Annotated in this window: 22 protein-coding genes; 9 read left to right on the forward strand and 13 right to left on the reverse strand. The window is 41.3% G+C overall.

Annotation, left to right across the window (positions count from 1 at the left end):
• The first annotated feature begins 3 nt into the window (after window positions 1-3).
• The gene (locus ACAY00_RS05645) at window positions 4-1,302 is read left to right on the forward strand and encodes a DNA recombination protein RmuC (RefSeq protein WP_371378440.1); all 1,299 of its coding nucleotides are present in this window, start codon (window positions 4-6) and stop codon (window positions 1,300-1,302) included.
• A 63-nt stretch (window positions 1,303-1,365) separates the two neighbouring features.
• Here ACAY00_RS05645 and ACAY00_RS05650 read toward each other — a convergent pair whose 3' ends face one another.
• Window positions 1,366-2,703, reverse strand: coding sequence for a sodium-dependent transporter (locus tag ACAY00_RS05650; RefSeq protein WP_371378443.1), 1,338 nt, complete (start codon window positions 2,701-2,703; stop codon window positions 1,366-1,368).
• Window positions 2,704-2,882: 179 nt separating this feature from the next.
• On the opposite strand from ACAY00_RS05650, the gene ACAY00_RS05655 reads away from it, so the two are divergent.
• A complete protein-coding gene (locus tag ACAY00_RS05655) occupies window positions 2,883-3,518 on the forward strand; it encodes an MBL fold metallo-hydrolase (RefSeq protein WP_371378446.1) in 636 nt (211 codons plus the stop codon).
• Between the two features lie 61 nt (window positions 3,519-3,579).
• On the opposite strand, the gene ACAY00_RS05660 is transcribed toward ACAY00_RS05655, so the two are convergent.
• The 7 genes from ACAY00_RS05660 to ACAY00_RS05690 all read right to left on the reverse strand — a co-directional run bounded on the left by ACAY00_RS05660 (window position 3,580) and on the right by ACAY00_RS05690 (window position 11,408).
• Window positions 3,580-4,305, reverse strand: coding sequence for a fumarate reductase iron-sulfur subunit (locus ACAY00_RS05660; RefSeq protein WP_371379590.1), 726 nt, complete (start codon window positions 4,303-4,305; stop codon window positions 3,580-3,582).
• Between the two features lie 86 nt (window positions 4,306-4,391).
• Window positions 4,392-6,401: a fumarate reductase flavoprotein subunit gene (locus tag ACAY00_RS05665; protein ID WP_371378450.1), complete on the reverse strand. Its 2,010-nt coding sequence runs from the start codon at window positions 6,399-6,401 to the stop codon at window positions 4,392-4,394.
• Window positions 6,402-6,411: 10 nt separating this feature from the next.
• Complete coding sequence (locus tag ACAY00_RS05670; protein ID WP_371378452.1) at window positions 6,412-7,143, reverse strand: fumarate reductase cytochrome b subunit; 732 nt, start codon at window positions 7,141-7,143, stop codon at window positions 6,412-6,414.
• 339 nt (window positions 7,144-7,482) lie between these two features.
• Complete coding sequence (locus ACAY00_RS05675; RefSeq protein WP_371378455.1) at window positions 7,483-7,989, reverse strand: RNA methyltransferase; 507 nt, start codon at window positions 7,987-7,989, stop codon at window positions 7,483-7,485.
• Between the two features lie 25 nt (window positions 7,990-8,014).
• Complete coding sequence (locus ACAY00_RS05680) at window positions 8,015-8,479, reverse strand: threonine/serine exporter family protein (protein WP_371378458.1); 465 nt, start codon at window positions 8,477-8,479, stop codon at window positions 8,015-8,017.
• Between the two features lies 1 nt (window position 8,480).
• On the reverse strand, window positions 8,481-9,305 hold the full coding sequence (locus ACAY00_RS05685) for a threonine/serine exporter ThrE family protein (protein ID WP_371378461.1): 825 nt from the start codon (window positions 9,303-9,305) through the stop codon (window positions 8,481-8,483).
• Window positions 9,306-9,563: 258 nt separating this feature from the next.
• Window positions 9,564-11,408: a M2 family metallopeptidase gene (locus ACAY00_RS05690; RefSeq protein ID WP_371378464.1), complete on the reverse strand. Its 1,845-nt coding sequence runs from the start codon at window positions 11,406-11,408 to the stop codon at window positions 9,564-9,566.
• Window positions 11,409-11,629: 221 nt separating this feature from the next.
• Between ACAY00_RS05690 and ACAY00_RS05695 the strand changes: the two genes are divergently transcribed.
• The gene (locus tag ACAY00_RS05695) at window positions 11,630-12,262 is read left to right on the forward strand and encodes a TetR/AcrR family transcriptional regulator (protein ID WP_371378467.1); all 633 of its coding nucleotides are present in this window, start codon (window positions 11,630-11,632) and stop codon (window positions 12,260-12,262) included.
• Window positions 12,263-12,306: 44 nt separating this feature from the next.
• Window positions 12,307-13,683, forward strand: a complete 1,377-nt coding sequence (locus tag ACAY00_RS05700) for an SLC13 family permease (protein WP_371378470.1) — start codon at window positions 12,307-12,309, stop codon at window positions 13,681-13,683.
• A 56-nt stretch (window positions 13,684-13,739) separates the two neighbouring features.
• Here the strand turns inward: ACAY00_RS05700 and ACAY00_RS05705 are convergent, their stop codons facing one another.
• The 3 genes from ACAY00_RS05705 to nhaB form a co-directional block, all read right to left on the reverse strand.
• Window positions 13,740-14,165: a hypothetical protein gene (locus tag ACAY00_RS05705; RefSeq protein WP_371378473.1), complete on the reverse strand. Its 426-nt coding sequence runs from the start codon at window positions 14,163-14,165 to the stop codon at window positions 13,740-13,742.
• An 18-nt stretch (window positions 14,166-14,183) separates the two neighbouring features.
• A complete protein-coding gene (dsbB, locus tag ACAY00_RS05710; RefSeq protein ID WP_371378475.1) occupies window positions 14,184-14,708 on the reverse strand; it encodes a disulfide bond formation protein DsbB in 525 nt (174 codons plus the stop codon).
• A gap of 71 nt (window positions 14,709-14,779) precedes the next feature.
• Window positions 14,780-16,366: a sodium/proton antiporter NhaB gene (nhaB, locus tag ACAY00_RS05715; RefSeq protein WP_371378478.1), complete on the reverse strand. Its 1,587-nt coding sequence runs from the start codon at window positions 16,364-16,366 to the stop codon at window positions 14,780-14,782.
• Between the two features lie 220 nt (window positions 16,367-16,586).
• Here nhaB and fadR point away from each other — a divergent pair, with 220 nt between their 5' ends.
• The 4 genes from fadR to ACAY00_RS05735 all read left to right on the forward strand — a co-directional run bounded on the left by fadR (window position 16,587) and on the right by ACAY00_RS05735 (window position 21,901).
• The gene (gene fadR / locus ACAY00_RS05720) at window positions 16,587-17,300 is read left to right on the forward strand and encodes a fatty acid metabolism transcriptional regulator FadR (protein WP_371378481.1); all 714 of its coding nucleotides are present in this window, start codon (window positions 16,587-16,589) and stop codon (window positions 17,298-17,300) included.
• 184 nt (window positions 17,301-17,484) lie between these two features.
• A complete protein-coding gene (locus tag ACAY00_RS05725) occupies window positions 17,485-17,817 on the forward strand; it encodes a Grx4 family monothiol glutaredoxin (RefSeq protein ID WP_371378484.1) in 333 nt (110 codons plus the stop codon).
• An 84-nt stretch (window positions 17,818-17,901) separates the two neighbouring features.
• Complete coding sequence (locus tag ACAY00_RS05730) at window positions 17,902-18,507, forward strand: peroxiredoxin (protein WP_371378487.1); 606 nt, start codon at window positions 17,902-17,904, stop codon at window positions 18,505-18,507.
• Window positions 18,508-18,781: 274 nt separating this feature from the next.
• The gene (locus ACAY00_RS05735; protein WP_371378490.1) at window positions 18,782-21,901 is read left to right on the forward strand and encodes a thrombospondin type 3 repeat-containing protein; all 3,120 of its coding nucleotides are present in this window, start codon (window positions 18,782-18,784) and stop codon (window positions 21,899-21,901) included.
• 240 nt (window positions 21,902-22,141) lie between these two features.
• Here the strand turns inward: ACAY00_RS05735 and rnt are convergent, their stop codons facing one another.
• On the reverse strand, window positions 22,142-22,819 hold the full coding sequence (rnt, locus tag ACAY00_RS05740) for a ribonuclease T (RefSeq protein WP_371378493.1): 678 nt from the start codon (window positions 22,817-22,819) through the stop codon (window positions 22,142-22,144).
• A 246-nt stretch (window positions 22,820-23,065) separates the two neighbouring features.
• On the opposite strand from rnt, the gene ACAY00_RS05745 reads away from it, so the two are divergent.
• Window positions 23,066-24,910 carry a M1 family metallopeptidase gene (locus ACAY00_RS05745; protein ID WP_371378496.1) on the forward strand — a complete coding sequence of 615 codons (1,845 nt, stop codon included), beginning with the start codon at window positions 23,066-23,068 and terminating at the stop codon, window positions 24,908-24,910.
• A 217-nt stretch (window positions 24,911-25,127) separates the two neighbouring features.
• Here the strand turns inward: ACAY00_RS05745 and ACAY00_RS05750 are convergent, their stop codons facing one another.
• Window positions 25,128-25,598, reverse strand: a complete 471-nt coding sequence (locus ACAY00_RS05750; protein ID WP_371378498.1) for an RNA methyltransferase — start codon at window positions 25,596-25,598, stop codon at window positions 25,128-25,130.
• Window positions 25,599-25,682 lie beyond the last annotated feature (84 nt).

A 25,682-nucleotide genomic window follows, 5' to 3' on the forward strand; every position in this document is an offset into this window, starting at 1 on the left:
CCTATGGAAATTATTGATTTAAACCTATCATCACTTATCACTTTAAGCTTATCGAGCATTGTTTGTGTGCTCTTAATCCTCGTATGTTGGCAGCAAAAGCGGCTAAAATATAAACTTGAACAACAAAGCCAATCGGCCGTAGTAGTGCAAGAACGGTTGCAACAATTTCAACAATATTTGCAGCAAAATGGCCACAATCAACAACAACAATCGGCAGATTTTCTCCAGACCTTAGGGCAAAACCAGCTCCAGTTACAAGAACAGTTAAATCGTCATCGTGAGCAATTTAATCATAATCAGCTTCGAGCCATTGATCAGTTAGTGCATCACTTAAACCAAGCGACAAAAATCAGTCGTGAAGAACTTGCTCAGTCCCTCAAGGCAAATGCCGAATTACTGGCAAAACAAATGTCTGAGCTATCAGAAAACACCGACAAAAGATTGCAATCGATATCCATGCAGGTCGAAAAACGTTTAGCCGAAGGCTTTGATAAAACCACGAAAACGTTTAATGATATTGTCCAACGTTTAGCCTTGATTGACGATGCACAAAAGAAAATTACCGAACTATCGACCAATGTTGTGAGCTTACAAGAAGTCCTGGCCGATAAACGTTCTCGCGGTGCCTTTGGCGAAGTTCAGTTGAACGGGCTGATCCGAAATGTGCTCCCTGAAAAGCACTTTTCTATTCAGCATACCTTGTCTAATGGTAAGGTCGCTGACTGTGTATTATTTTTACCGGAACCAACGGGCAACGTGGTCATTGATTCTAAATTTCCATTAGAGAGCTATCGTACCATGACCCAAGTTGAGTTGTCTGAGCATGATAGAAAGCAAGCTCAAAGGCAGTTTAAAGCCGACATTAAAAAGCACATTAACGATATCTCAACCAAGTATTTAATTGAAAAGGAAACGTCTGATGGCGCCGTCATGTTTATTCCAGCAGAAGCTATTTTTGCTGAAATTCATGCCCATTATCCTGATCTAGTCGAATACGCTTATAAAATGCGAGTATGGTTGTCATCGCCCACTACCTTAATGGCCATACTAACAACCGCTCGCTCGGTACTCAAAGATGAAGCTACAAGGCAACAAGTTCATGTTATACAGGAGCATTTATCGCATTTAGGAGCTGACTTTAGTCGCTTTAAAACTCGCTTTAATAACCTTGCTAAGCACATAGACCAAGCGGCAACAGATGTTAAACAAATTCATACATCGGCGGATAAAATCAGCAGCCGATTTGAAAAAATAGAAAAAGTGGAATTGAACATGGAAGAGGTCGCTGAATTAATGAAATAGCGCGCATCAGGCAGAATAAAAAAACCGGGATCTAAGATCCCGGTTTTCATCACAGCGGTTATCTTAAAGCGCCAGTAAAACGCTGATAAACACTATGGTTAGCAAAATGGGACAGACAAAACGTAAGTAGTTTGCCCAAAGTTTTAATAGCGGTTTTTGTGCTAATAAGGCTTGGTCGGCTAATTGGTTGCCACGTTTCCAAATCCAGCCAACCACAATAAAGTAAAACAATCCCATAATAGGTAGCTGGAAGCTATTAACCCAAGTGATCACCGCGCCAAATAATAATTCAAAGTTAAACACCAGGGTCATACATGCCAGTAAGACTATGATTGAAACAATGGTGGTGGCCTTACTTCGGCTGTAACCTTTGTCTTCGACAAGATAAGCAACAGGTACCTCAGTTGATGAAATCGTTGAGGTTAAAGCGGCCATCGACATCAAGGCAAAAAACATTAAGGAAACATACACCCCAATATTTCCCATCGAATCAAATAGGGTTGGTAAAATTGAGAAAATAAGCTGAGGTCCACCAACGAGTTGGCCATCAACGAAGACTTGTTGCCCTAAATGTTGAGCAACAAATAAGGTTGGAATAATTAATAAACCGGCCAGAAATGCAATTAAGGTATCCAGTGCCGTGATAGATAAGACCAACTTGCCCATATCGGCATTTTTTTGCATGTAAGACCCATAGACCATCATTCCACCCACACCAATTGAAAGCGAGAAAAACGCTTGTCCCATCGCTGAAATAATCAACATTGGATCTTTTAGTTGACTAAAGTTCGGCGTTAAATACATGGCCAAACCGTCACTTGCACCAGGTTGCTGCAAAATATAAACGATTAAAATAATTAATAAAATAAACAAAATAGGCATAAGTCGGCTGGACCAACGCTCAATACCCGCATGCACGCCTTTATTAATGATCAAGGCACTTAAAATAATAAAAATTGGGGTAAAGATAATATTACGGGTGTCACTCGATTGCCCCAACCAGTTACCTGCTTGTTCAAAGCCCAGTAAATACATCACCGGCGATAAAGCATGCGAAAGCATCCAACCTGCGACAATGGAATAAAAGCTAAGCATTAACACGGCGCCAAGTAAACCAAACAAGCCTGCGTATCGGCCCAGTTTAGGAGACACATTGCTACACGCTTGAGAAAGTGCGGCGACTGGGTTTTTCTGCGCTTGATTACCAATATACATTTCGGCATAAAGGGCCGGCAATGCTAATAGCGCGGTGACAATTAGGTAGACGAAAACAAAGGCACCGCCACCATTGTTGGCTGCCTGAGTAGGAAATCCCCAAATGTTACCTAAACCTATGGCGGCACCAGCGGCGGCAAGAACAAAACCTAATCGGGAGTGGAAAGAATCTCTGCTTGTGGACATATAATTACTGCATATGGATAAAACGAAAAAGTTAAGCCTTGAATCTTACCTAGTTACAATTTCTTTTGCCAAGATAAATTCAATATTTTGGTGAATTTGTTACGAATTAGTCGGTTTACTGGTATCAATGGCTTGGAATGATTAAGATAAGCAAAAGTTTTTTATTTCAAGAGCCGTTTATGTTGCAGTATCAAATTATTCCCGTGACGCCATTTCAACAAAATGCCACTTTGGTGTGGTGCGACCAAACCATGCAAGGAGCCATTATCGACCCAGGAGGTGATGTTGAAAAGCTGTTAGCTGCGACACAGCAACATGGCGTGACGTTAACCAAAATTTTACTTACCCATGCGCATTTAGATCACGCCGGTGGTAGCGCCGAACTTGCCGAAACGTTGAATATTCCCATAGAAGGTCCGCATAAAGATGATCAATTCTGGATTGATATGTTCCCACAACAAATCCAGATGTTTGGATTTGCGCCCTGCAAAACATTTACCACCAGTCGCTGGCTTGAGCACGGTGATACCGTTGACGTTGGTAATGAACAATTTGAAGTGTTATTTTGCCCAGGACATACCCCAGGACATGTCGTGTTTTTTCACCGCGAAAGTAAAATAGCCCAAGTAGGTGATGTGCTATTTCGAGGTTCAATAGGGCGTACAGATTTCCCTAAAGGTAATCAAATCACGTTAATCAAATCGATTAAGAATAATTTGTGGCCCTTAGGTGATGAGGTTAAGTTTATTCCGGGGCATGGCCCAATGGGAACTTTTGGTGAAGAGCGAAAGACTAACCCGTACGTACGTGACTAAACGGTAACTCTTGCGTTTTAAGTTATTCGATTAACCTCGTACGTGCTGACGTATTACGAGGTTAAATCAACGCCATTTTTTTGCGCATATAGGCAATCTGCTGAGCCAGAGGAAGCTGTTTTGGGCACATATCTTCACAGCCCAGAAAACTCATACAACCAAAGACCCCCTCATCGTTGGCCAATAACTGGTAATAGTCTGCTTCTTCCCGTTCATCTCTTGGGTCAATGTAAAATCGAGCCAATTGATTAATCCCCACGGCGCCAATAAAATCCGCATGCATTTGGGCACTGCCGCAAGCGGCAATGCAGCAACCGCACTCGATACAACGCTCGAGCTCGTAGATCGTACTGGCAGTGTGTTGAGACATTTTTGTTTCAAGTTGGTTAAGCGCGTCGTTGTGATGCTCTGTTTTATGGATCCAGCTTTCAATTCGCTCGGCCATTTGCGCCATCCACGTTCCGGTATCAACGCTTAAATCGGCAATCAATTTGAAACCCGCAAGTGGGGCTAAATGAATGAGATCGGGCAGATCTTTGGTCAGGGTTCGACAGGCTAACATGGGCTTACCATTGACCAACATCGCACAACTGCCACAGATGCCAGCCCGACAGACAAAGTCAAAACAGAGACTGGGATCGAGAGTGTCTCGAATTTCATTTAATGCCATAAATAAAGTCATAGTGTCAGAGTCAACTAAGGTATAATCTTGATACCTAGGCGCACTGTTGCGATCATTTGGGTTGAACCTAAATACGCGAAAACATAAGCTTCTTTGTGGTTGTATCGCAATAACTTGTTCGCCGTGCTGGTCTGCAATTTTTGACTTTAACGCGGTTGAATTGTTGTCGCGGTTGCATGGCTGTTGGGGCATTATGAATTTCCTTTTGTGTCGTGCAATCTGGCATTCTTAGCCTGCAAATAGTCAGGAAGCATGTGTCTATAGGGCATCAGTTGTTGCTGCACTGCGTATCGATCGCCTCCTTGTTTTTGTACCGTGTGTTTTATTTCGTCAACTTGTTGTTGTCGTAAAGTGGTATTAGGGTGTTCAACTCGCTCTTTGCTACCATAACCACGCCAGTTTGGCGGCAGTTCCATGCTCATTATATCTAGCTTCTCATAGCGTAACATTAATGACTGCTGTTCTGGTGACCATAAGTATAGGGTTCGAGATAACCAATCTTTGTCGTTTCTTAACGGGAAGTCTTTACGAAAGTGAGCGCCTCGACTTTCTTCTCGATTAAGCGCACCTTGGGCAGTGCAAAGGGCAAGCTTGAGCATTTTTTCTACCCGATATGCGGCACACAGTTCTGGATTTGGACCTGCACTTGGAACATGCACGCGAATATTGTCACACCTTGAGAGTAAGCCTTGCAGTTGCTTAATGGCCTCTTTGAGACTGTCTTTTTCTCGAAATATAGCCACGTTTTTTGACATAATAGCCTGCATTTCTTGGCGAATTTTTATTGGATTTTCGCTTGTGAACGCACCGGTTTCTGCCTCTTGCGCAATAAACCGAGCCAACCGTTGTTGTTGTTGCTTATATTGATGTTCTATTACCGTTGTACAGATCTCAATGTCACCAAGAGGCGATTGCACAAAATCAGCGATAAAATCACCGACAATCATTCCCGCTACCACCGTTTCTGCCACTGAATTGCCCCCAAGGCGGTTAAATCCATGCAAATCCCAACAAGCGGCTTCACCGCAGGCAAACAAACCGCTAAGTTCAGGCGATTGACCGGTATAGTCTGTTCTGATCCCACCCATCGAATAATGTTGGGCTGGGCGTACTGGAATCAGCTCATTAACGGGATCAATACCAAGGAAATATTGACAGATTTCTTTAACTTCACGCAGATGGGTTTCAATGTGCTTTTTGCCAAGCAAACGAATATCAAGCCATAAATGTTCGCCAAATCGAGATTGAACGCCTTTGCCTTTTGCAATATGCACTTCCATCCACCGAGATACCACATCGCGCGAGGCTAACTCTTTTTTCTCCGGCTCATAATCGCTCATAAAACGGTGCAAGTCTTTATCCAGTAACAGACCACCATCGCCACGACAGCCCTCCGTTACCAAAATACCCGCAGGAAATATCGCGGTGGGATGAAATTGCACCGCCTCCATATTGGCTAATTGTGCGACCCCTGTTTCTAAGGCGATAGCCGCACCAATCCCCTCATTGATGATGGCGTTTGTTGTGTTTTGATAAATTCGACCAAAACCTCCGGTCGCTATGCACGTTGCCTTTGCAACATACGCCATCAGTTCCCCTGTTTTTAAATCTCTAACGATTGCACCCAAACAGCGTTTATTATGATGAATAAGCGAAATGGCTTCCATGCGTTGGTGCACGGTAATTTTTTCAGCTAAAGCTTGATTGCTCATACAATAAAGCATGGAGTGTCCGGTTCCATCTGACACATACGAGGTGCGCCATTTTTGCGTACCGCCAAAATTTCGCGCAGTAATCAAGCCAGCACTTTGTTGACTTTCGTCTATGGTAACTTCCTTACCGTCAATTACTGCTTTATTCGGGCCGGCTTCAACTCGATTCCAAGGTACTCCCCACAAAGCCAACTCCCGCACAGCTTTGGGGGCGGTATTGACAAACATCCGGGCAACCTTTTGATCTGCGCCCCAATCACTGCCCCTTATGGTGTCGAAAAAGTGGATATCTTCATTATCGCCTGTGCCTTTAACGCAATTACCGATACTGGCCTGCATACCACCTTGGGCTGCTGCAGAATGAGAACGTTTAGGTGGCACTAATGATAATACGATAACATCATGACCTCGGCGTTTGATCCCAATGGCGGTGCGAAGTCCGGCTAAACCGCCACCAATGACTAAAGCGTCGGTGTAAATCGTTTTCATCTTATGAACCTCACTGTTGACGCTCGCTAAACACACTGCTTGGAACATAACGCTCGCCGACTTTATCGGCATGTTCATAGCCTATTTTCATGTAAGCAAGCAAAGTGATAACCCCAAGAGTGATAAAAAAGGTGGTTAACAACCATTTGATTTTTTGCCATCGTCGTCGGTTTTGTTTTGGCTTTTTATCGATAAACCACCCCCACTTAATGGCCAACCGATAAATGCCAATACCGGCATGTAATTCAACACTCAACAATAACAGCAAATAAAGTGGCCACATCTTATGGCTCCAAACCCTATCTGACGATGCATAAGGGCCAATATCGGCAGGATGCAACATCAATTGATAAAGATGAATACCGACCAAAAACAATAAGATAAAACCCGTCACCAATTGGACTCCCCAGAGCCAAGTGTCGCCATGATTAAGTCGTTTCATATGACTCACAATGGCATGGTATTGACGGTAGTTGGCTGGAAATTTTTTCAGTGCGATTGCCGCATGGATCAGCACCAATAAGAAGATAACAAAAGCGGTGAGAGAGACAATAATGGGATAAGATTGCGCAAAAAACATTTCGCCTTCAAAGAACTTGGTTACCCAATACATCGCATCTTTGGATATTAAGATGCTTGAGACGAAGAACATATGAAGCCAGAGAAAGATAACCAGACAAAATCCGCTTATGCCCTGAATAACATCAAGGCTGGCAGTAACACGGCTTAATTTGGGGGTCATTGTCTTTTCCCTTCTATTCCGCAAAAAACACAGTCAGGTAAACACCAATGCTTACTTTTACCTATGTAAGCTAACTGTAACAGCCTTGTTAATTAAATTGTTTGATACAGATCAGGAAAATAAATATTACGGTTGTACTTTTATCTTAGGTAGCTTACACGCAAATACTATTTAACATGTTATTTTTAGAGGCAGTTATCTTTAGAGCCAGTTATCTTTAGAGCCAGCCGCTTTAACTAAAGAGCTGTGCAGGGGCAGGGGGAATGTTAAGCGGGGGACATTTAACGCGTCGTCAAGGTAATTTTTTGCTCCCTAGATGGTGCCCCCTGGGTGTTTGCTTTATTTTTTGACTTTAACGCGGTTGTTGTTATCTCGGCTTTGTCTGATCAGCTCATCACTGGCGTTAATGTGCGATGTTTTAGCCATTCTATCGTACAACACCACGTTTACCGTTGCCGCCAAATTTAAACAGCCTATGGTTGGAATATAAATGACGTCGTCGGCTTGGTCGATAACCGACTGACTGATGGTGCCGTCCTCGGGGCCAAAAACATAAAACGCATGTTCTGGATGTTGGTACTCAGGTAACGGCGTTGCACCTTCAACCAAATCGACACAAACGATTTTGCAGCCCTTGGGAACATGGCCGAGCAAATCATCGGTTTTTAATAAGGGGATCTTTGCGCTGACGTTTTTGGTGTCGGTTTGAAACTTAACAGCATGGGCATACCTTTGCCCAGTATAAAACACCGATGACACCAAAAAGCAACCACTGGCACGCATGATGGAACCGACATTGGTCGGGCTTTTGGGGTTGGTTAAACCAATATAAACCTGTTGCTGCATATAAACCTTCTAAAAACAACGTACATTATACGATAGGACGAAAGCGATATATTACAACAGATGGCAGTGCGAGCCCAAAACTTAATGCCAGTAAAATAAACACCATGGTAACGCCATTTTCAAAAAGATTGGCCATTAAGACTTCGGTATAGCCAACTTGCTGCATTGATAACAAACTTATCATTGCTTTAAAGGCATAAGTGCCAGGGATCATTGGAATAACCGAAGCAACCGTAAATACTGGTCTTGGGACTAAGTATTTACGCGACCAATAAACGCCAATGACCCCAACCAACGCGGCGGCAAAAAAGCTCGACCAGACAATGGAACCGTCAAAGTACATTAATAAAGTCCGAAAACTGTGACCAATAGCACCGCCAGCAGCACACAAAAACAATAATCGAGCAGGTACATTAAATACCAGGGCAAAGCCAATGGCCGCAATGGCCGAAAAAAAAGCATCATCTAATAACAAAAGCAATAAGCTCATATTAGTTCCATCCTGCTGTGCCGGTTAAAAATAACGCCATCGCAATGCCTGTGGCAACGGCAAAGCTCAATAAAGTCGCCATAAACCATCTGGCGATTCCAATACTTATATAGCCTTTTAAAAAGTCAGATACCGCATTAATAAGCGGAAAACCAGGGACGAGCAATAATACGGAAGCCGCCATCACCAGTTCCGGTTGATTACCGATATTGTATTGAACGGCTTGACTGGCAACGAGCGTTGCAACAAAGGCGGTTAAGCAAAATATAAGTAATAAGGAATGATGACGTCGAGCCATTTCTTGTCGAAATACCATGGCCGTACACGACGCTAATAAAGTCATCATAAAAACTTGCCAGTCACCACCTAAAAGGTGACTAAAACTGGCGCATGCCAAACCAACCATAACCACAAGTAACCAGCGGTTGTATTTTTGCGGGGTAATGGCTTCTAGGAGTTCATTGACTTGCTGATAGGTTAGCTGTTGCTGTTCAGCTTTTAAGGTTAAGCGTTGAATTTCACAAACGACATGCATATTAATCCCACGATCATAGACTCTGCGGGTCGTGGTTTTACAGCGTCCATGGTACAAAGAGGTGATGATCACAGCATTATCGGTTAATGCCATTTCAACACTGTCTAAGCCAAGCGCCAGTCCCATTCTGCTGGTGGTTTGCTCTACTAACTTGCTTTCAGCATGATGTTGCATCAACCGCATGGCTAATTTTACCAGCAGGCGTAAAATATCGGTTTGCTGGCGTTTACTAAGCTCTGGCTTTGTTTGCTGGGTTGGCGAAGAGAGGGGGTCATTTACCAAGTTGTTCATTCGTTTCTCTTTTTCAATGCATTTTTCTAAGGTATCGATGACAAGTTTATTGACCACATGTAAAACACTGTCGGTCGATGCTCAATTATGATTTTACCCTGATTTGTAATGCATTTGTTGACTTAGCACAATGAAGGCACGTGCTTTGAATTAAGCAAAAAATTAAAGCAAGCGTTCGATTAAATAGCGCAATCTACGCAGCCTTAAAAGACAAAATGCCGGCAAAATACCGGCATTATTTTATCTTACTGGCTTAGGTTAAAAACCACATTGTCGCCCTTGGTTTTGCTTTTCAAGCCAATCTTGCAATGGCTTGAAGTAATTAAGGATGGCCGAGGCGTCCATTTGTTCAGAACCCGTTAATACTTTGTGCGCTTGTTGCCAAGGTTGACTAGAACCCATTTCAAGCACTTGATTTAATTTCGCGCCAGCTTCTTTGTTGTTGTAAATCGAACAACGATGAATCGGGCCGTCATTATTGGCTATTTCACAAAGAGCTTGATGAAACTCAAATTGTAAAATGTGAGCAAGGAAGTATCTTGAATAAGGTACATTGCCAGGAACATGGTATTTTGCCCCCGGATCAAAATCATCTTCAGCACGCGCAATAGGTGCTCTTACACCTTGGTATTTTTCACGTAATTCCCACCAAGCTTTGTTGTAGTTTTCTGGCGTGACTTCACCTGAAAACACTTTCCAGCGCCATTGGTCGACCATTAAACCAAAAGGAATAAAGGCAATTTTTTCCAGCGCCATTTTCATCAATAAACCAATGTCTTTTGATTGATCTGGTACCTCATCAATTAACCCAATTTGTTTTAAATAGTCGGGTGTTACCGATAATGCAATGGTGTCACCAATGGCTTCGTGGAAACCATCATTGGCACTGTTTTGAAAGTAAACTGGTTGATCTTTATAAGCTCTTTGATAGAAGTTATGTCCCAGTTCATGGTGAATAACGGAAAACTCTTCGCCCGTTTTTTGGATGCACATTTTGATCCGAATATCGTCTTTGGCATCAATATTCCACGCAGAAGCATGACAAACCACGTCGCGATCAGCAGGTTTTGTGAACAATGAACGCTGGTAAAAGGTCTCCGGTAAAGGTGCAAAACCAAGCGAGGTAAAGAATTTTTCAGCCCCTTTTACCATATCGATTTCGCTGTACTGATGTTTGGCTAACTGTTCAGTCACATCAAAACCTGGGTCACTGTTTTGAGGCCCTACGAGATCGTAAATGTTGCCCCAGCTTTGGGCCCACATATTACCGAGTAAATGAGCCGGGATTGGTTGATCTTGCGGAACGTTATCTTCACCATAATGTTCACCTAGCTCGGCTCTAACATGACAATGTAATGCATCATATAAAGGTTTTACTTGCCCCCAAAGTCGGTCTAATTCTTGACCAAATTCATCAGCAGGCATGTCGTAGTTGGAACGCCACATAGCACCTAAATCAGGGTAACCAAGGCCTTGTGCGCCTTCATTGGCCAACTCTACTTCGCGCACATATAAAGGTTTCATCGGTGGGCTGACTTGACGCCACCCTTGCCACACATCAAGCAACTGATCGTAATCGCGAGATGTAGACATAATTGCAGACATGTCAACTAAACTCAGTTCTTGTCCACTGGCATTGGTGTAAGTGCCTTTGCCATACATCCCGCCTAAATCCGATGAAATTTTGGCCAGCTCAGCACTTTTTTCGCTGTCTTGTGGAGCTGGTAGTACTAGGGCTTGCTTTAATATATTTAATTTTCGTCGTTGTTCAGCGCTTACCTCAACGTGATCAAATTTCGCTGCTTCTAAGGCAAAGCGAACACCCGCTTCAGAATACTTCTGGGCTGCAGCTGCAGATAATGCGGCGGTATCTTCGGTAATAAAATTTTGATAAATCCATTCAATACGAGAGCTCTCATTGGTGAGACGCGCAAGCTCTTTTCCAGTGTCTTTTAGGAAGGTTTCAGCGTCGACAGCGGTCAGTGTTTTGCGCACACTGGTGTCTTCTTTATTGCTGAGTGTTGTTGGCGCCTCTTGTTGGCATCCGCTTAAAAACATACTGGTGGCAACCACCACGGCGGTTAATTTAAATGGTATTTTCATAAATATTATCTTTTGTTTTTAGGACTTAGTGGATGAGTATATTCGAATTTTTCATCGAGAACAAAAGCAAACCCATAGACGTTTTATGATGAGGTATTTAAAAGCTGTTAATAAATAGGCAAACGACGAGCAATTTGCCCTTTGATTCTTGACAGTTGAGCGTACACCTGTCATTTTAAACGCATGTTTGATTTTTACATTGTTTTATATTTACTTGCCTTATGGACACCAAATCGAAAATTTTAAATGCGGCTGAATCTTTGTTTGCCGAGAAAGGCTTTACCGGTACCTCTTTGCGTGAAATCACCTCTATAGCAGAAGTCAATTTAGCGGCAGTTAATTACCACTTCGGTTCGAAAAAAGAGCTTATCAAAGCACTGATGAAACGCTATCTCGACCAATTTTCACCGTTACTTGAAACCTCTTTAACCAAGGTTATCGAACAAGATAAACAACCTACCTTAGAGCAAGTTTTTACCGCTTTTGTCGACCCTTTATTGGAGTTAAACCAATTTAGAGAAAATGGTACCGCTAATTTTTTAAAGTTACTGGGCCGAAGTTATACCGACAGTCAGGGCTTTTTGCGATGGTTTATCACCAGTAATTATCCGTCCATTCTTGATAATTTTACGCTTGCCGTACACAAGGCGTACCCCGAGTTAACCAGTGAAGAAATGTTTTGGCGTTTACACTTTACCTTAAGTACAGCGGTGTTCACCATGTCATCTTCTCAAGCATTAATTGATATAGCTAAAAATGACTTTAATACCGACACCGACGTTGCTGGGGTGATTTATCGCATTATACCTTATGTTGCCTATGGCGTTGGTGCCCCCATTACAGCTGCGAAATAACACCAATCGAATAAGCACAGGTCATGGACGGGAGCGGGGTGGCAATGCAAATCAATAAATATTTACTGTTAATATCCACCCCTATCTTGGCCATCGCCATCGCTGTTTTAATGCTGAGCATGGGGGTCGCTAAACCGATTGCTATTACCGCGGCGATTGCACTGCTTTGTGTTATTTTTTGGGTCAGTGAACCGATTCCGATCCCAGCAACATCTTTACTTCCTTTCGTACTGTTTCCTCTGTTTGGGATCACCGATCATAAAATCATCGCGTCGGCATTTGGCTCACATGTGATCTTATTATTGATGGGCGCTTTTATGTTATCAAAAGCGCTCGAAAAAAGTGGAGTACACGAGCGCTTTGCGGTGTATATGGTGAACCTGATTGGGGTGTCAAGCCCAACTCGTTTGGTGCTAGGGTTTATGCTGGCGGCCAGTTTGCTGAGTATGTGGATTTCAAATACTGCGACCGTACTTATTATGTTACCAATGGCTTTGGCCATTTTAGCGCATGTGAATAATCAAAGACTAAAAGTCGCGTTAATTTTGGGGGTAGCCTATGCCGCCAGTTTAGGTGGGGTAGGGACCTTAATAGGTACACCTCCTAATGTGATCTTTGTCGGCATATACGAGCAATTTACCAATAGCGAGTTTGGCTTTTTAAATTGGATGAAAGTGGGCGTGCCAGTCGTTCTTATTTCAATTCCTATAATGGCCATTTGGTTAACCCGCAATATTTCATTTAATGACAAAATTATTATGCCAAAACTCGGTTCATGGCGAACCGAAGAAATAAGAACGGTCTGGGTGTTTGCGGCGACGACGTTAGCATGGATCACTCGAAATGAACCGTTTGGTGGTTGGAGTGATTGGTTTCAGATCCCTAACGCAGGCGATAGCACGGTGGCTTTGTTTGCCGTTGTGTTAATGTTTGCGATCCCCAATGGTAAAAACTCTCGATTGTTAGACTGGCAAACGGCTAAAACCATTCCTTGGGATATGTTGATTTTATTTGCCGGTGGAATAGCCCTAGCAAAAGGATTTGTCGCCTCTGGTTTAAGCGAACTTATTGGCCAGTGGTTAGTGAGCTTTGCCCAATATCCTCTTGTTATTATGTTGTTGTTACTGTGCCTTGGAGTAACGTATTTAACCGAAATGACCAGTAATACGGCTACCGCGACCTTATTAATGCCTATTCTGGCAAGTGCCGCCATATCCTTAAATATCGACCCAGCCTTATTAATGATCCCTGCGGCAATGTGCGCAAGCTGTGCGTTTATGTTGCCGGTCGCGACAGCACCTAATGCGATAGCTTATGGCACAGGAGAGGTTTCGATTAAAGAAATGGTGACCGAAGGGGCCATATTGAGTCTGATGATATCGGTCATCATTGCTTTGGTGTGTTATTGGGTTTTAGGGTAAAAAAAATGGCAACTCAAATTGCCATTTTTATACCGTTTGTTGTCTAAAGGCGCAGATTAAACCGACCAAGCTTTGGCTTTTTGGGCTAATAACACCAAATATATCGCAACCAAAATGACCAAAGTCGGCATGACTGCACCACTTAGGCCAAACAATTGCCATGAGTTTGCCAGCGCATAAGCATGAAACATTTGCACCAACACACACCCTAAAGACAACTGCAATAAAACGCTGGCAATGGGCTTTCTCATGGTTAATAACAAAGCCCCTAAGGTACCTGAAAATACCGCACCAGCAAACGCAATTTTAGCCCACAGGGGCATCTGTAGGTAAAATTGGCGTTCGGCTTCTTGCAGTCCTGTTATTGCATCTTGATTGATTAAAGGCCCAGTTAAAAAAGCCATTACACCAAGTAAGTTCCATACAATGGCCAAGATGGTAACAACATAAAACCATTTTGGTGGTGATAGTTTTGCTTGCATCTTACCTTCTTATTTGGGTTATCGATTGTTAATTAAATACACTATACGAGAGCTGAAGAATATTGCAAATAACAAGGTATAAACCGCAAAGGTAACGATTAACCATTGTGGCATCGAGTAACCCAAAAAGGACCAAGATATTTCACCACAATCGCCGGTTGCTTCAAAAAAGGCGGGTAGCCATTCATGTAATGGCAACCAAGATGGAAAGTTTGGTACTAAATCACAGGTATAAAATAAAGAGTTGGCATTGCTTTGCATGTCGACATGCTCTCGAGCCAATAATAAACCGCTAATGGCACTGTATCCCCATAAGCCAAAGGCAATAAAGCGCAGCACCGCAGACTTATTTCCTAATGCGCCAACAACCCCTGCACCGAGCAAACCGAGCACGGCTACGCGCTGATAAATACACATAATACAAGGCTCGAGCTCAAGCACATATTGAAAGAATAAGGCGCAAAGCTCCAAGCCGATGGCAGAGCCCGCTAATAGCCACCAAGAAGTGGGTGACAAGACAAATTGGTTTAAACGAGAAAGCATAATATATCCCTTAATAACTTCGATAACAAAACCATATCAAAAAAGCGCCTAAAAGGCGCTTTTTTTTGAACTTAATGACCGGAAGCCGGCGCCATAGCTTCAGCCCCGCTATGATGATGAATTAATTGTAAATCATATAGGACTTGAGTCTGTTCGACTAGGAAACCAGTTGAGATACAAATTAAGCCAACAATGGTTAACACTATGGTGTAAGGAATTGCCATGTACACCATACGACCGTACGACAGTCTGATCAGCGGTGCTAATGCAGACGTTAATAAGAATAAAAATGCCGCCTGACCATTTGGTGTCGCAACCGATGGCAAGTTTGTTCCTGTATTGATCGCAACCGCCAACATATCAAATTGATCACGAGTGATTTGCCCTGCAAGTAAGGCTTTCTTCACTTCGGTAATATATACGGTGCCAACGAAAACATTGTCACTGACCATAGACAAAAAGCCGTTTGCTAAATAAAACATGACTAACTGCATGTCACCTTCAAAGGTGAGTACCCAGTTAATTACAGGAGTAAACAACTGCTGATCGATGATAACGGCAACAACGGCAAAGAAGACCGCAAGTAGCGCGGTAAAAGGCAATGCTTCTTCAAAAGCATGACCGATTTGATGTTCTTCGGTAATGCCGGTAAATGAGGTGGCTAAGATAATGATGGTTAAACCAATTAAACCAACTTCGGCCAAATGTAATGCTAAACCAACAATTAACCAAATCGCAATAAAACCTTGAGCCACCAATTTCATATTGTCTGCGCGGGTACGGTTACGAGTTTCTTCCAGATCGAATTCGACTAAAATATTTCGCACGGTCTCTGGTAGTTCTGCCCCGTAACTAAATAAGCTAAACTTTTCGACCAGATAACAAGTAACTAAACCTGCGAATAATACCGGGATAGTAATAGGCGACATTCGAATTGCAAATTCTATAAATTCCCAGTTCGCTTGCTCGGCAATGATTAAGTTTTGTGGTTCACCCACTTTGGTCATTACCCCACCTAGGGCGGTACCAACACCGGCGTGCATTAGCAAGTTACGCAGGTATGCGCGAAATCCGTCTAGATCTTCACGAGAATATTCGTTAATTTCACCATCTTGAGTATGGTCATGGCTGGCGTTAAATTGTTTGCCAGAAGATACTTTGTGATAAACCGAGTAGAAACCAACAGCGACACTGATGATCACGGCTATAACGGTTAATGCATCTAAGAAAGCGGATAAAAACGCACTGACAAAACAGAATAACAATGACACCGTTATTTTTGAGCGCACCGAGGTGATGATTTTGGTGAACAAAAACAACAATAAGTTTTTCATAAAGTAAATACCAGCGACCATAAAGATCAATAGTAAGATCACTTGTATGTTGACCGATATTTCGTGGAAAACTTGGTCTGGCGAGGTCATGCCAATAGCCACCGCTTCAAGTGCTAACAAGCCTCCGGGTTGCAATGGGTAACATTTTAGTGCCATCGCCAGAGTAAAAATAAATTGGATAACCAAAGCCCATCCTGCGGCATAAGGGGATATAGAGAAAATGACGGGATTAATCAGCAAAAAGCTGATAATGGTTAATTTGTACCAGTGTGGTGCTAAACCTAAAAAGTTCTTAAATAACGCTTGAGAATACGACTGTTGCATACAACGACCTTACGATAATATAACTATCTTGTGGATTGCTTGAATTTGGGTCTCATCTTATTCTAGTTAAATCTTTTGGTAAATAACTTATCGGCGCTAAATTTGATCTAGTTTAATTGTTTCGCATTGAGTTATTTTCTTGATAGACTCTGGTACAATCAGTTTAATTTACACTAATTTCAAATTATCGTAGGCCAATAGTGCCATGAATGGAAATAACATGATCATAAAAGCTCAAAGTCCTGCAGGATTTGCAGAACGCTATATAGTAGAGTCGATTTGGAATGGCGGATTCCCTCCAGGCTCTATTTTGCCGGCAGAAAGAGAGTTGTCAGAGCTTATTGGCGTAACTCGTACAACCTTAAGAGAAGTTTTACAGCGCTTGGCCCGTGATGGGTGGTTGACAATTCAACATGGTAAACCGACTAAAATTAATAACTTTTGGGAAACCTGCGGGTTAAACATATTAAGTACCTTGGTTGAATTAGACCAAGAGGGGATCCCCGACTTAGTTGAAAATTTACTGTCTGCTCGCACCAACATCAGTGCTATCTATATTCGTAGTGCGATCAAATATAACCCAGAAAAAGTTATCGAGTTGTTGCAACAGCGCATTGAACAAGCGGAGAACGATGACGATACCTTTGCCGAAAATGATTATCAATTACATCATGATTTGGCGTTAGCATCGAACAACCCTATTTATGTTATGGTGTTAAATGGGTTTAAAAATCTGTATTCACGATTAGGTGGTATTTATTTTTCTGATACCGAAGCTCGTCAACATACTATTGATTTTTATCGCATTTTAATCGAATTTGCGCAAAAAGGGCAATTTGATGAGTCAGTGCATGGGGTGCGTAGGTTCGGCCTAGAGACCGCGAGTTTCTGGGCTAAGTACAAAGAAGACATCTTAAAAGAACTCGCGCTTTAATTATTTCTTTAAATTTTCCTTTAAACCGTCATAAAGTCCGAGTAAAATACTCGGACTTTATTTGATCTGATTCAAATGTTCTGAGCGTTTAATATCTTTTTTTATGCTAAATCTCAGCTCATTACTACAATCAGCAGAGACTCACTTCAATTCATTGCCCGTGTGTTAGGCAAATGAGGAATATATGGATACTATTGATAAAATTAAACAACAAATCAGTGAAAACCCAATCCTATTGTTTATGAAAGGATCGCCAAAGCTACCGAGCTGTGGTTTTTCTTCGCAAGCATCTCAAGCATTAATGGCATGTGGTGAAAAGTTTGCTTACGTAGATATTTTGCAAAACCCAGACATTCGCGCTGAGTTACCAAAATATGCTAACTGGCCAACATTTCCCCAACTTTGGGTTGAAGGTGAGCTGATTGGTGGTTGTGATATTATCATTGAGATGTATCAACAAGGCGAATTACAGTCGCTAATCAAAGACACTGCTGAAAAGTTTAGTAACGCAGAATAATTACATTGAATTAAGACTTAGCATGTGATCATGCTTGGTTTATTTTTACTTACACAAGTTAACAAATAATAATGGGAGAAAACCATGAGTGTATTAGTAGGTCGTCCAGCACCAGACTTCACCGCCGCAGCTGTATTAGGTAGTGGCGAAATTGTTGATAGCTTTAACTTAAAAGAAGCTATTAAAGGTAAAAAAGCGGTTATTTTCTTCTACCCGTTAGACTTTACTTTCGTATGTCCTTCAGAGTTGATCGCTTTTGATCACCGTATGGACGAGTTCACTAGCCGTGGCGTTGAAGTAATTGGTGTATCAATCGACTCACAATTTAGCCACAACGCATGGCGTAACACCCCAGTAAACGAAGGTGGTATTGGTCCAGTTAAATACACTTTGGTTGCTGATGTTAAGCACGAAATCTGTCAAGCATACGATGTTGAGCACCCAGAAGCTGGTGTTGCGTTTCGTGGTTCATTCTTAATTGATGAAGAAGGCAACGTGCGTCATCAAGTTGTCAACGACTTACCACTAGGTCGTAACGTAGACGAAATGTTACGTATGGTTGATGCACTACAATTCCACCAAGAGCACGGCGAAGTATGTCCAGCTGGTTGGAACAAAGGCGACAAGGGTATGGCAGCGTCTCCAGAAGGCGTAGCATCTTACCTTAGCGACAACGCTGACAAATTATAATCGTTTAATATGCCGTCATAGTTTAGATTGACGGTTCTTAATTAAAATCCAAGAGCCTATGCTCTTGGATTTTTTATTCCTGACATCGTAACTCTTCTTAACTTAGCCTTTCGTTGAAAACTCACCGTTTGTTTGTATGTTTGTTCGTGCAATGGGGATTTACAGGTGTCAAATTCAACACTTAATAAGATAATAGAAAACAATGAAGATTGTGTTTTATCTATTTGAAATTGTTAGGTATTTTCTTTTGAATAAATAGCAATACATAATACATATGAATATTTCTTTTTTAATTAGACTTGTATTAATTACAAGCCTTCTTACAGGGGTTACTGCTTGTGGTGGCGGTTCTGTAAGTTCACCAGCGCCGGACGTTAACAATGGCAATATTAGTGATGATTCAGTCGGTGACAATTCCGCTGATGGAAGCAGTGATGATTCAGTCGGTGATAATTCCACTGATGGAAGCAGTGATGATTCAGTCGGTGATAATTCCGCTAATGGAAGCAGTGATGAATCAGTTGGTGATAATTCAGAGGACAACAATGGTGATGCCTCAAATGACGTTGCAGAAAGGGTAGATCTTGAAATTGGAATCAATTATTCGCATGATATAAAATTCGATTTCCCCGTTTTTGTACAAACAAGCCAGATAGATGCTGATGAAAACTTACATGTTATTTTTGTTGTAGATAAAAATGGCAATATAAACCACAATCCAGCAGGCTTAGAATTGCGGTATGCCGTTTTTAGTCCATTGGGAGGGTTAGAATCTGAAATATTGTTAAAATCAGTTGACACTCAAAAATTATATCAAGATTCTGAATTCTCAGTATATGGGATGGTGATTGATAAAGATGCAAATATGCATCTGGTCTATTCGTTTGATACCAACGATATTTTTAGTGATTATGATAATTCGATTGGTTATATATCAGTGAAACATAATCAAGTAAAAGATACATCAGTAAGCCCATTATTCAGCCCGAACATGCCAATATATGATTGTACAAAGCCTTGTCTAGAAGTTACTTATGCGCATTATAGCCACACTAGCATGTTCCCTCAAATAGCCATTGTCGATAATGAAGTGAATATTTTTTGGGGGTTGACCCGTAAGATATCTTACTTCTCAGATGAAACTGCACATTTAGACATGTTTGATGATATTTACCGTGCAAAATTAACAGGGGAATCTTGGAATATCGATTTGTTTAGTTCGATACTCTTTGTTGATGGTAGCACTTGGCCAATTTCTTACCCTCAACAGCGTCATGAATCCCTTTATACCGTTATTTTACCCAAGATAATGGAAAGTAATACAACGTATACCTTACCTTATATTCTATTAAATGAGACATCTAGATATGATGATGGTAAATTTGGTAGCCATTATGGAATGTCACACATAGACTTTAACATTGTTGCTTCGAGTGTTGAACATAATCAAGTCTTTGCATCAGAAGATATTCATTTTGCCAATTTAGGTGCGGGACCTTACTTAACCGGCCTAAGCTCTTCAATGGTCGATGAGAAAAGCTTAAATATTTGGACTTTTTTTATCGACGATAATGAAGATGATAATCAAGTTGATATTTACTTAGCAGATGCTTCGAACATTCGAATATTCAATATTTCAGAGCCCAATATGCCTAATTATCATACGGGTATCGCGCTAGTAGATGAGTTATCACCAAATAACGCAGTGTGGTTTACGCCTGGAATAGAGGCATATTACAGGGTCGAAAATAATAGCCCATCTTATGCGTTAATAGATCTTAAAGAAAATACCGTTGGCCAGCTTCAAGCTATTGACTCTGTTAAAGGTTTTATGGGAACAAATGACCTTAACTATGGTGTAGGAGAAGAAGAGCATGTAAATCAGGCTCATTTTAGGAATTCAATTGTTAGCTTTGTAACAACTAACTATTTTGAACAAAATTATCTGACAGCTAACTTTATTGCTGTTGACACCGTAAAGTATGGTGGTGATGGAATACCTGATAGTGACAATGATGGCGTTTACGATGACCAGGATGCTTTTCCTTTCGATGCAACTGAATCTAAAGACAGTGATGGAGATGGCTATGGTGATAACTCAGATGTATTTCCTTTTGATTCAAATGAATCAATAGATAGTGATAACGATGGTGTCGGTGATAATTCTGATGTATTTCCGCTAGATCCTAATGAATCATTAGACAGTGACAATGATGGCGTCGGTGATAACTTTGATGTATTTCCTTTTGACTCAAGTGAATCATTAGACAGTGATAATGATGGTGTCGGTGATAATTCTGACGCCTTTCCCTTAGACCCATCTGAAACACAAGATAGTGATTTAGATGGGACAGGTGACAAAGCTGATGTATTTCCTCTAGATCCTACTGAGTCATTAGATAGCGATAACGATGGTATTGGTGATAACCTTGATAATTGCAAAATGCTACCTAATCCAAGCCAAGAAGACTTTGATTCTGATAATATAGGAGACGTATGTGACGAAGATAAAGACAATGATGGTATTTTAAATAAAGATGAAATAACTTTTAAGAGCATAACCCAAACGCATAATGGCCAATATATTAAAAACTGGCAAGAAACGTATAATGTTGATGGTTTCATACTTAGCACAAACGCTAACGGGAAGGTTATTAATTACACTTATGATGACCACAACAACATGCTCAGCGAAGTAAATATTACATCCGGTGTGAGCTTTTATTGGCAATATAATGGAGCTAATAAAGTTGTTCACTATGAAGTCTTTCAAGACGGGATTAAAAAGCGCGAAATAATCTCTACATACGATGAACAAGATCGACTTATTCTTGAAAGAATTAATTTTAGCTCTGGTCATACTTCATACATAGTATACGAATGGGGTCTTAACCCATTAACTTCAAGAATGAACTACCAAAAAACAACCTATAAGGGTGACCAATATCCTTACGGAGACTATAGAATACGAGAAGATTACACCTTAAATGATGATGGGCAGGTGTTAGAACTAAAAAGCTATGACTTTAAATATGGTTTTGATTGGCATGAGAAATATCAATACGACGAGTTTGGTAATAAAACTTATATTTATCGAGCAGATCCGAGCGGCTCTTCGGTTTTTTATTCGAACTTAACTTATACCTACGATGATAAAGGCAATAAAACATCACAAAGTATTTCGGATAATAGAGGAAAAACAACTTCAACGGAGTACACTTACTACGACAATAGTGTATTAAGGCAAAGTGTAAAAACTAATAATCAAAGTACGACAACGAATGTTGAAAAATTCAATGAAAAAGGCGACCTGATAAGGTCTGAGATTTTTGAAAACTTTGTTCTTAAATCTTGGGGAGAACTCAACATAATTTACTCTGAATCAGGTAATTAATCATAAGTAAAAATGAATGTGACTTTACAATAACCTCAAAATTACCCTTATGAGAATATATACTAAAATAGGTATTTATCGTATAGGGCTGATTAGAAGCAAAAAGGAGCCGATTGGCTCCTTTTTATTGTCCTTAGTCCGTAGTAACGATACTAAAATTTATCCAAAGATAACACTGAACCCATGAGCAAACAGGTTTTGCTCTTTGTGAGTGCAACAACGAAGTGGAATTGGTATCAATTAGCTTTGGGGCTCACTTTCATCATTTAGTGCCAATGCATCATCGTCGATTAAAGGCCAACCACCAAGTTGCTGCCATTTGTTGACAATATAACAAAATAGTTCAGCGGTTTTTTCTGTATCGTAGACAGCCGAATGTGCTTCTTTGTTGTTAAAGTCTATTTGTGCACTGGCACAGGCTTTGGCTAAGACGGTTTGCCCAAGCGCTAGGCCCGATAAAGTGGCGGTATCAAAACTCACAAATGGATGGAAAGGGCTGCGCTTAATGTTGCATCGTTCGGTTGCCGCATTTAAAAAGCCTAAATCAAAAGCGGCATTATGAGCGACCATCACCGCACGTTGACAATCAAAGCTTTTCATCGCTTTTCGGACGGTTTTAAATATCGATTTTAATGCTAGCTCTTCACTAACGGCTCCTCGCAGGGGGTTAGTTGGGTCAATACCTGTAAACTCTAGCGCTGCGGGTTCAAGGTTTGCTCCTTCAAATGGCTCTACATTAAAGCATATGGTTTCTTTGATCGATAATAAGCCGGTGATCTCATCCATATGTAAGATACTGGCGGCAATTTCAAGGAGGGCATCGGTTTGGGCATTGAACCCTGCGGTTTCAACGTCGATGACAACAGGGAAGTACCCTCGAAATCGAGAAGATAATAAAGACTTTTTGGCTTCGCTCATGGCTAATCGTTTGTTTATTGGAATGAATAAATTATCTCAGAAATCAGGCGAAGGTGCATTAATTAACTGGTCTCTTTTGTTATTGCTAGGTAAACTTGAGTGTCAAAAAGTAAATTTTTAGCATATAACGCACACTGCGCTTATTCGCGCTAATCGCACCACAGTGCTATGCATCTTATGCTTCTTCGCCCCATAAAATAATGAAAGGGGCATTGGTTATTTTGGATATCTTTTATTAGGAACATTATGAAAAAAATATACCTCCTACTTCTGACATTGTGCTCACTGCTCAATGTTCAGGCTTTCGCTAAGGTTAATGATGACCTGACCTATGCAAACTATGATGAAGTTAAAGTTTCTCATGTCTACCTAGACTTAACCGTCGACTTTGACAACAAGTCATTAACAGGCTTTGCTGATTTACAATTGAACTGGTTAAACGATACTAGCAAAGAGATTCACCTAGATACACGTGATTTAAATATCGACAAAGTGATGGTGAAAACGAGCGACAGTGATTGGCAAAAAGTGTCTTTCACTCTGGGTAAACGTGATGATGTTTTAGGTTCTAAGTTAACCATTAAACCGTCTTTTCAAGCCGACTTGGTACGTGTGTATTACGCCTCAACCGAAGTCGCTTCTGGTTTACAATGGTTAAGTAAAGAACAGACTGCCGGTAAAAAGTACCCATTTATGTTCTCTCAAAATCAGGCCATTCATGCCCGCAGTTGGATCCCAATTCAAGATACCCCTGCTGTTCGTTTAACCTATAGCGCCCGCATACAAACAGATAAAGCCTTGTTGGCGGTGATGAGCGCCAATAATGAACCTAATACCGAACGTGACGGCGATTACTTCTTTAATATGCCGCAAGCTATTCCACCGTATTTGATTGCTATTGGGGTTGGTGATCTACAGTTTAAAGCGATGAGCGCACAGACGGGGATCTATGCTGAGTCTTACATTTTAGAGGCGGCGGCTGCCGAATTTAATGATACTCAAGCGATGATCACGGCATCTGAGAGCTTGTATGGCGATTATCGTTGGGGTCGTTATGATTTATTAATGTTGCCACCAAGTTTTCCTTTTGGGGGAATGGAAAACCCTCGTTTATCTTTTATTACCCCAACCGTCGTTGCGGGTGATAAAAGCTTAGTAAACCTTATTGCACACGAGTTAGCGCACTCTTGGTCGGGTAATTTGGTTACCAATGAAAGCTGGCGCGATTTATGGCTTAACGAAGGCTTCACTTCCTACGTAGAAAATCGCATTATGGAAGAAGTATTTGGTGTTGAACGTGCGATAATGGAGCAAACCTTAGGTGTTGCAGACCTTAAAGCTGAGTTAAAAGAGTTACCGGCAAATGATTCAATATTATATTTAGACCTTCAAGGCCGTGATCCAGATGCCGCCTTTAGTGGTGTTCCCTATGTAAAAGGCCAACTATTTTTAATGTTCTTAGAACAGCGTTTTGGCCGTGAGCGATTCGACCCATTTGTTCTGGCTTACTTTAATCATTTTAGTTTTCAAAGTATTGGTACTGAAGATTTTCTTGCTTACTTAAACAAGCATTTAATCAACAAATACCCAGGTATTGTAAGTCAAGAAGAAGTCAATGAGTGGGTGTTTGGTGAAGGCTTACCAGCCAATTCACCTGAGCCAAAGTCCGATGCATTTAACCTTGTTGCTAAGCAATCAGCAAAATGGCAAAACAGTGACATTAGCGTGGCAGAGCTTGCAACCGATAATTGGACGGTACATGAATGGTTAAGTTTCATTAACCAATTGCCAAGAAACTTGCCATTAAACAAAATGCAAGACTTAGATAGCCGATTCAACTTAACCAACAGCACCAACGCAGAAATTGCGCACGCTTGGTATGTATTGGCTCTGCACAATGGTTACCAACAAATTATGCCGGCACTTAACGATTATCTGATTGAAATCGGGCGTCGTAAATTGATTGTGCCATTGTATAAACAATTGGCTAAAACCGCAGAAGGTAAAGCATGGGCGCAGGCCGTCTACAACAAAGCAAGACCAGGTTATCACCCACTTGCGCAAGGTACCGTGGATGCCATTTTAAACTAGGGGAGTGTACCCCTATGACTAAGGGCTTACTCGTAAGCTTTAATGACTAAGAACTTTGTGGACCTTAGTGGTTCAAGACGAAAAACTGAGAGATGATATCTCTCAGTTTTTTTATCTCTGGCGGTTAAGGTAAGACATCGCAGACATCGCAGACATCGTTGAGGTGCAATTTTTATCCCGACCGTCACCAGTAAGAAGCATTGCAGCGACGTTGGTTTTATTTACTCTGCAATTTAGCGTAACGGTCATACATGACTAAACTGCCTGCAACTGACACATTTAATGAAAATTCACCGGGTAATTTAATTAAGTCATGGCACTCATCGACGATTTTTTTAGGTAAACCACTTCGTTCATTGCCCAGTAGATAAACCGCTCGATCAACATGTTGGTATTGGCAAATATCAATGGCTCTATCATCTAATTCGACCCCAATTAACTTAGTTGAGTAGGGCAAATGCGCTTTAAAATCAGCAAAGCTATGATAATGATATAATGGGATTTTTGACCAAGCCGAGGTGACATCCGTACCGGTTTGGCGATATTTTTTATCAATGGTAAAGATGAAACTAGCGCCCATAATATAGGCCGAGCGCCATAAAGTACCGATATTTACTGCATCGACGTTGTTTAAAATACCAATGCCGAAAAAGCCATTATCTTTTTCTATTTTCTTAATTCGAGCCATAAAACAATTATCGTTAGCAACAGAGTAAGATTCATTTTACTCTAAGCCCGTGTTTTTGATAAGACGTTATGACGATTAAGCCAA

The organism is Thalassotalea sp. 273M-4, assembly GCF_041410465.1.
GTDB lineage: Bacteria > Pseudomonadota > Gammaproteobacteria > Enterobacterales > Alteromonadaceae > Thalassotalea_A > Thalassotalea_A aquiviva.

Coding starts and splice junctions, on each gene's coding strand:
- ACAY00_RS05645 (WP_371378440.1), top strand. CDS start 4: ATGGAAATTATTGATTTAAACCTATCATCACTTATCACTTTAAGCTTA.
- ACAY00_RS05650 (WP_371378443.1), bottom strand. CDS start 2,703: ATGTCCACAAGCAGAGATTCTTTCCACTCCCGATTAGGTTTTGTTCTT.
- ACAY00_RS05655 (WP_371378446.1), top strand. CDS start 2,883: ATGTTGCAGTATCAAATTATTCCCGTGACGCCATTTCAACAAAATGCC.
- ACAY00_RS05665 (WP_371378450.1), bottom strand. CDS start 6,401: ATGAAAACGATTTACACCGACGCTTTAGTCATTGGTGGCGGTTTAGCC.
- ACAY00_RS05670 (WP_371378452.1), bottom strand. CDS start 7,143: ATGACCCCCAAATTAAGCCGTGTTACTGCCAGCCTTGATGTTATTCAG.
- ACAY00_RS05675 (WP_371378455.1), bottom strand. CDS start 7,989: ATGCAGCAACAGGTTTATATTGGTTTAACCAACCCCAAAAGCCCGACC.
- ACAY00_RS05680 (WP_371378458.1), bottom strand. CDS start 8,479: ATGAGCTTATTGCTTTTGTTATTAGATGATGCTTTTTTTTCGGCCATT.
- ACAY00_RS05685 (WP_371378461.1), bottom strand. CDS start 9,305: ATGAACAACTTGGTAAATGACCCCCTCTCTTCGCCAACCCAGCAAACA.
- ACAY00_RS05690 (WP_371378464.1), bottom strand. CDS start 11,408: ATGAAAATACCATTTAAATTAACCGCCGTGGTGGTTGCCACCAGTATG.
- ACAY00_RS05695 (WP_371378467.1), top strand. CDS start 11,630: ATGGACACCAAATCGAAAATTTTAAATGCGGCTGAATCTTTGTTTGCC.
- ACAY00_RS05700 (WP_371378470.1), top strand. CDS start 12,307: ATGCAAATCAATAAATATTTACTGTTAATATCCACCCCTATCTTGGCC.
- ACAY00_RS05705 (WP_371378473.1), bottom strand. CDS start 14,165: ATGCAAGCAAAACTATCACCACCAAAATGGTTTTATGTTGTTACCATC.
- dsbB (WP_371378475.1), bottom strand. CDS start 14,708: ATGCTTTCTCGTTTAAACCAATTTGTCTTGTCACCCACTTCTTGGTGG.
- nhaB (WP_371378478.1), bottom strand. CDS start 16,366: ATGCAACAGTCGTATTCTCAAGCGTTATTTAAGAACTTTTTAGGTTTA.
- fadR (WP_371378481.1), top strand. CDS start 16,587: ATGATCATAAAAGCTCAAAGTCCTGCAGGATTTGCAGAACGCTATATA.
- ACAY00_RS05725 (WP_371378484.1), top strand. CDS start 17,485: ATGGATACTATTGATAAAATTAAACAACAAATCAGTGAAAACCCAATC.
- ACAY00_RS05730 (WP_371378487.1), top strand. CDS start 17,902: ATGAGTGTATTAGTAGGTCGTCCAGCACCAGACTTCACCGCCGCAGCT.
- ACAY00_RS05735 (WP_371378490.1), top strand. CDS start 18,782: ATGAATATTTCTTTTTTAATTAGACTTGTATTAATTACAAGCCTTCTT.
- rnt (WP_371378493.1), bottom strand. CDS start 22,819: ATGAGCGAAGCCAAAAAGTCTTTATTATCTTCTCGATTTCGAGGGTAC.
- ACAY00_RS05745 (WP_371378496.1), top strand. CDS start 23,066: ATGAAAAAAATATACCTCCTACTTCTGACATTGTGCTCACTGCTCAAT.
- ACAY00_RS05750 (WP_371378498.1), bottom strand. CDS start 25,598: ATGGCTCGAATTAAGAAAATAGAAAAAGATAATGGCTTTTTCGGCATT.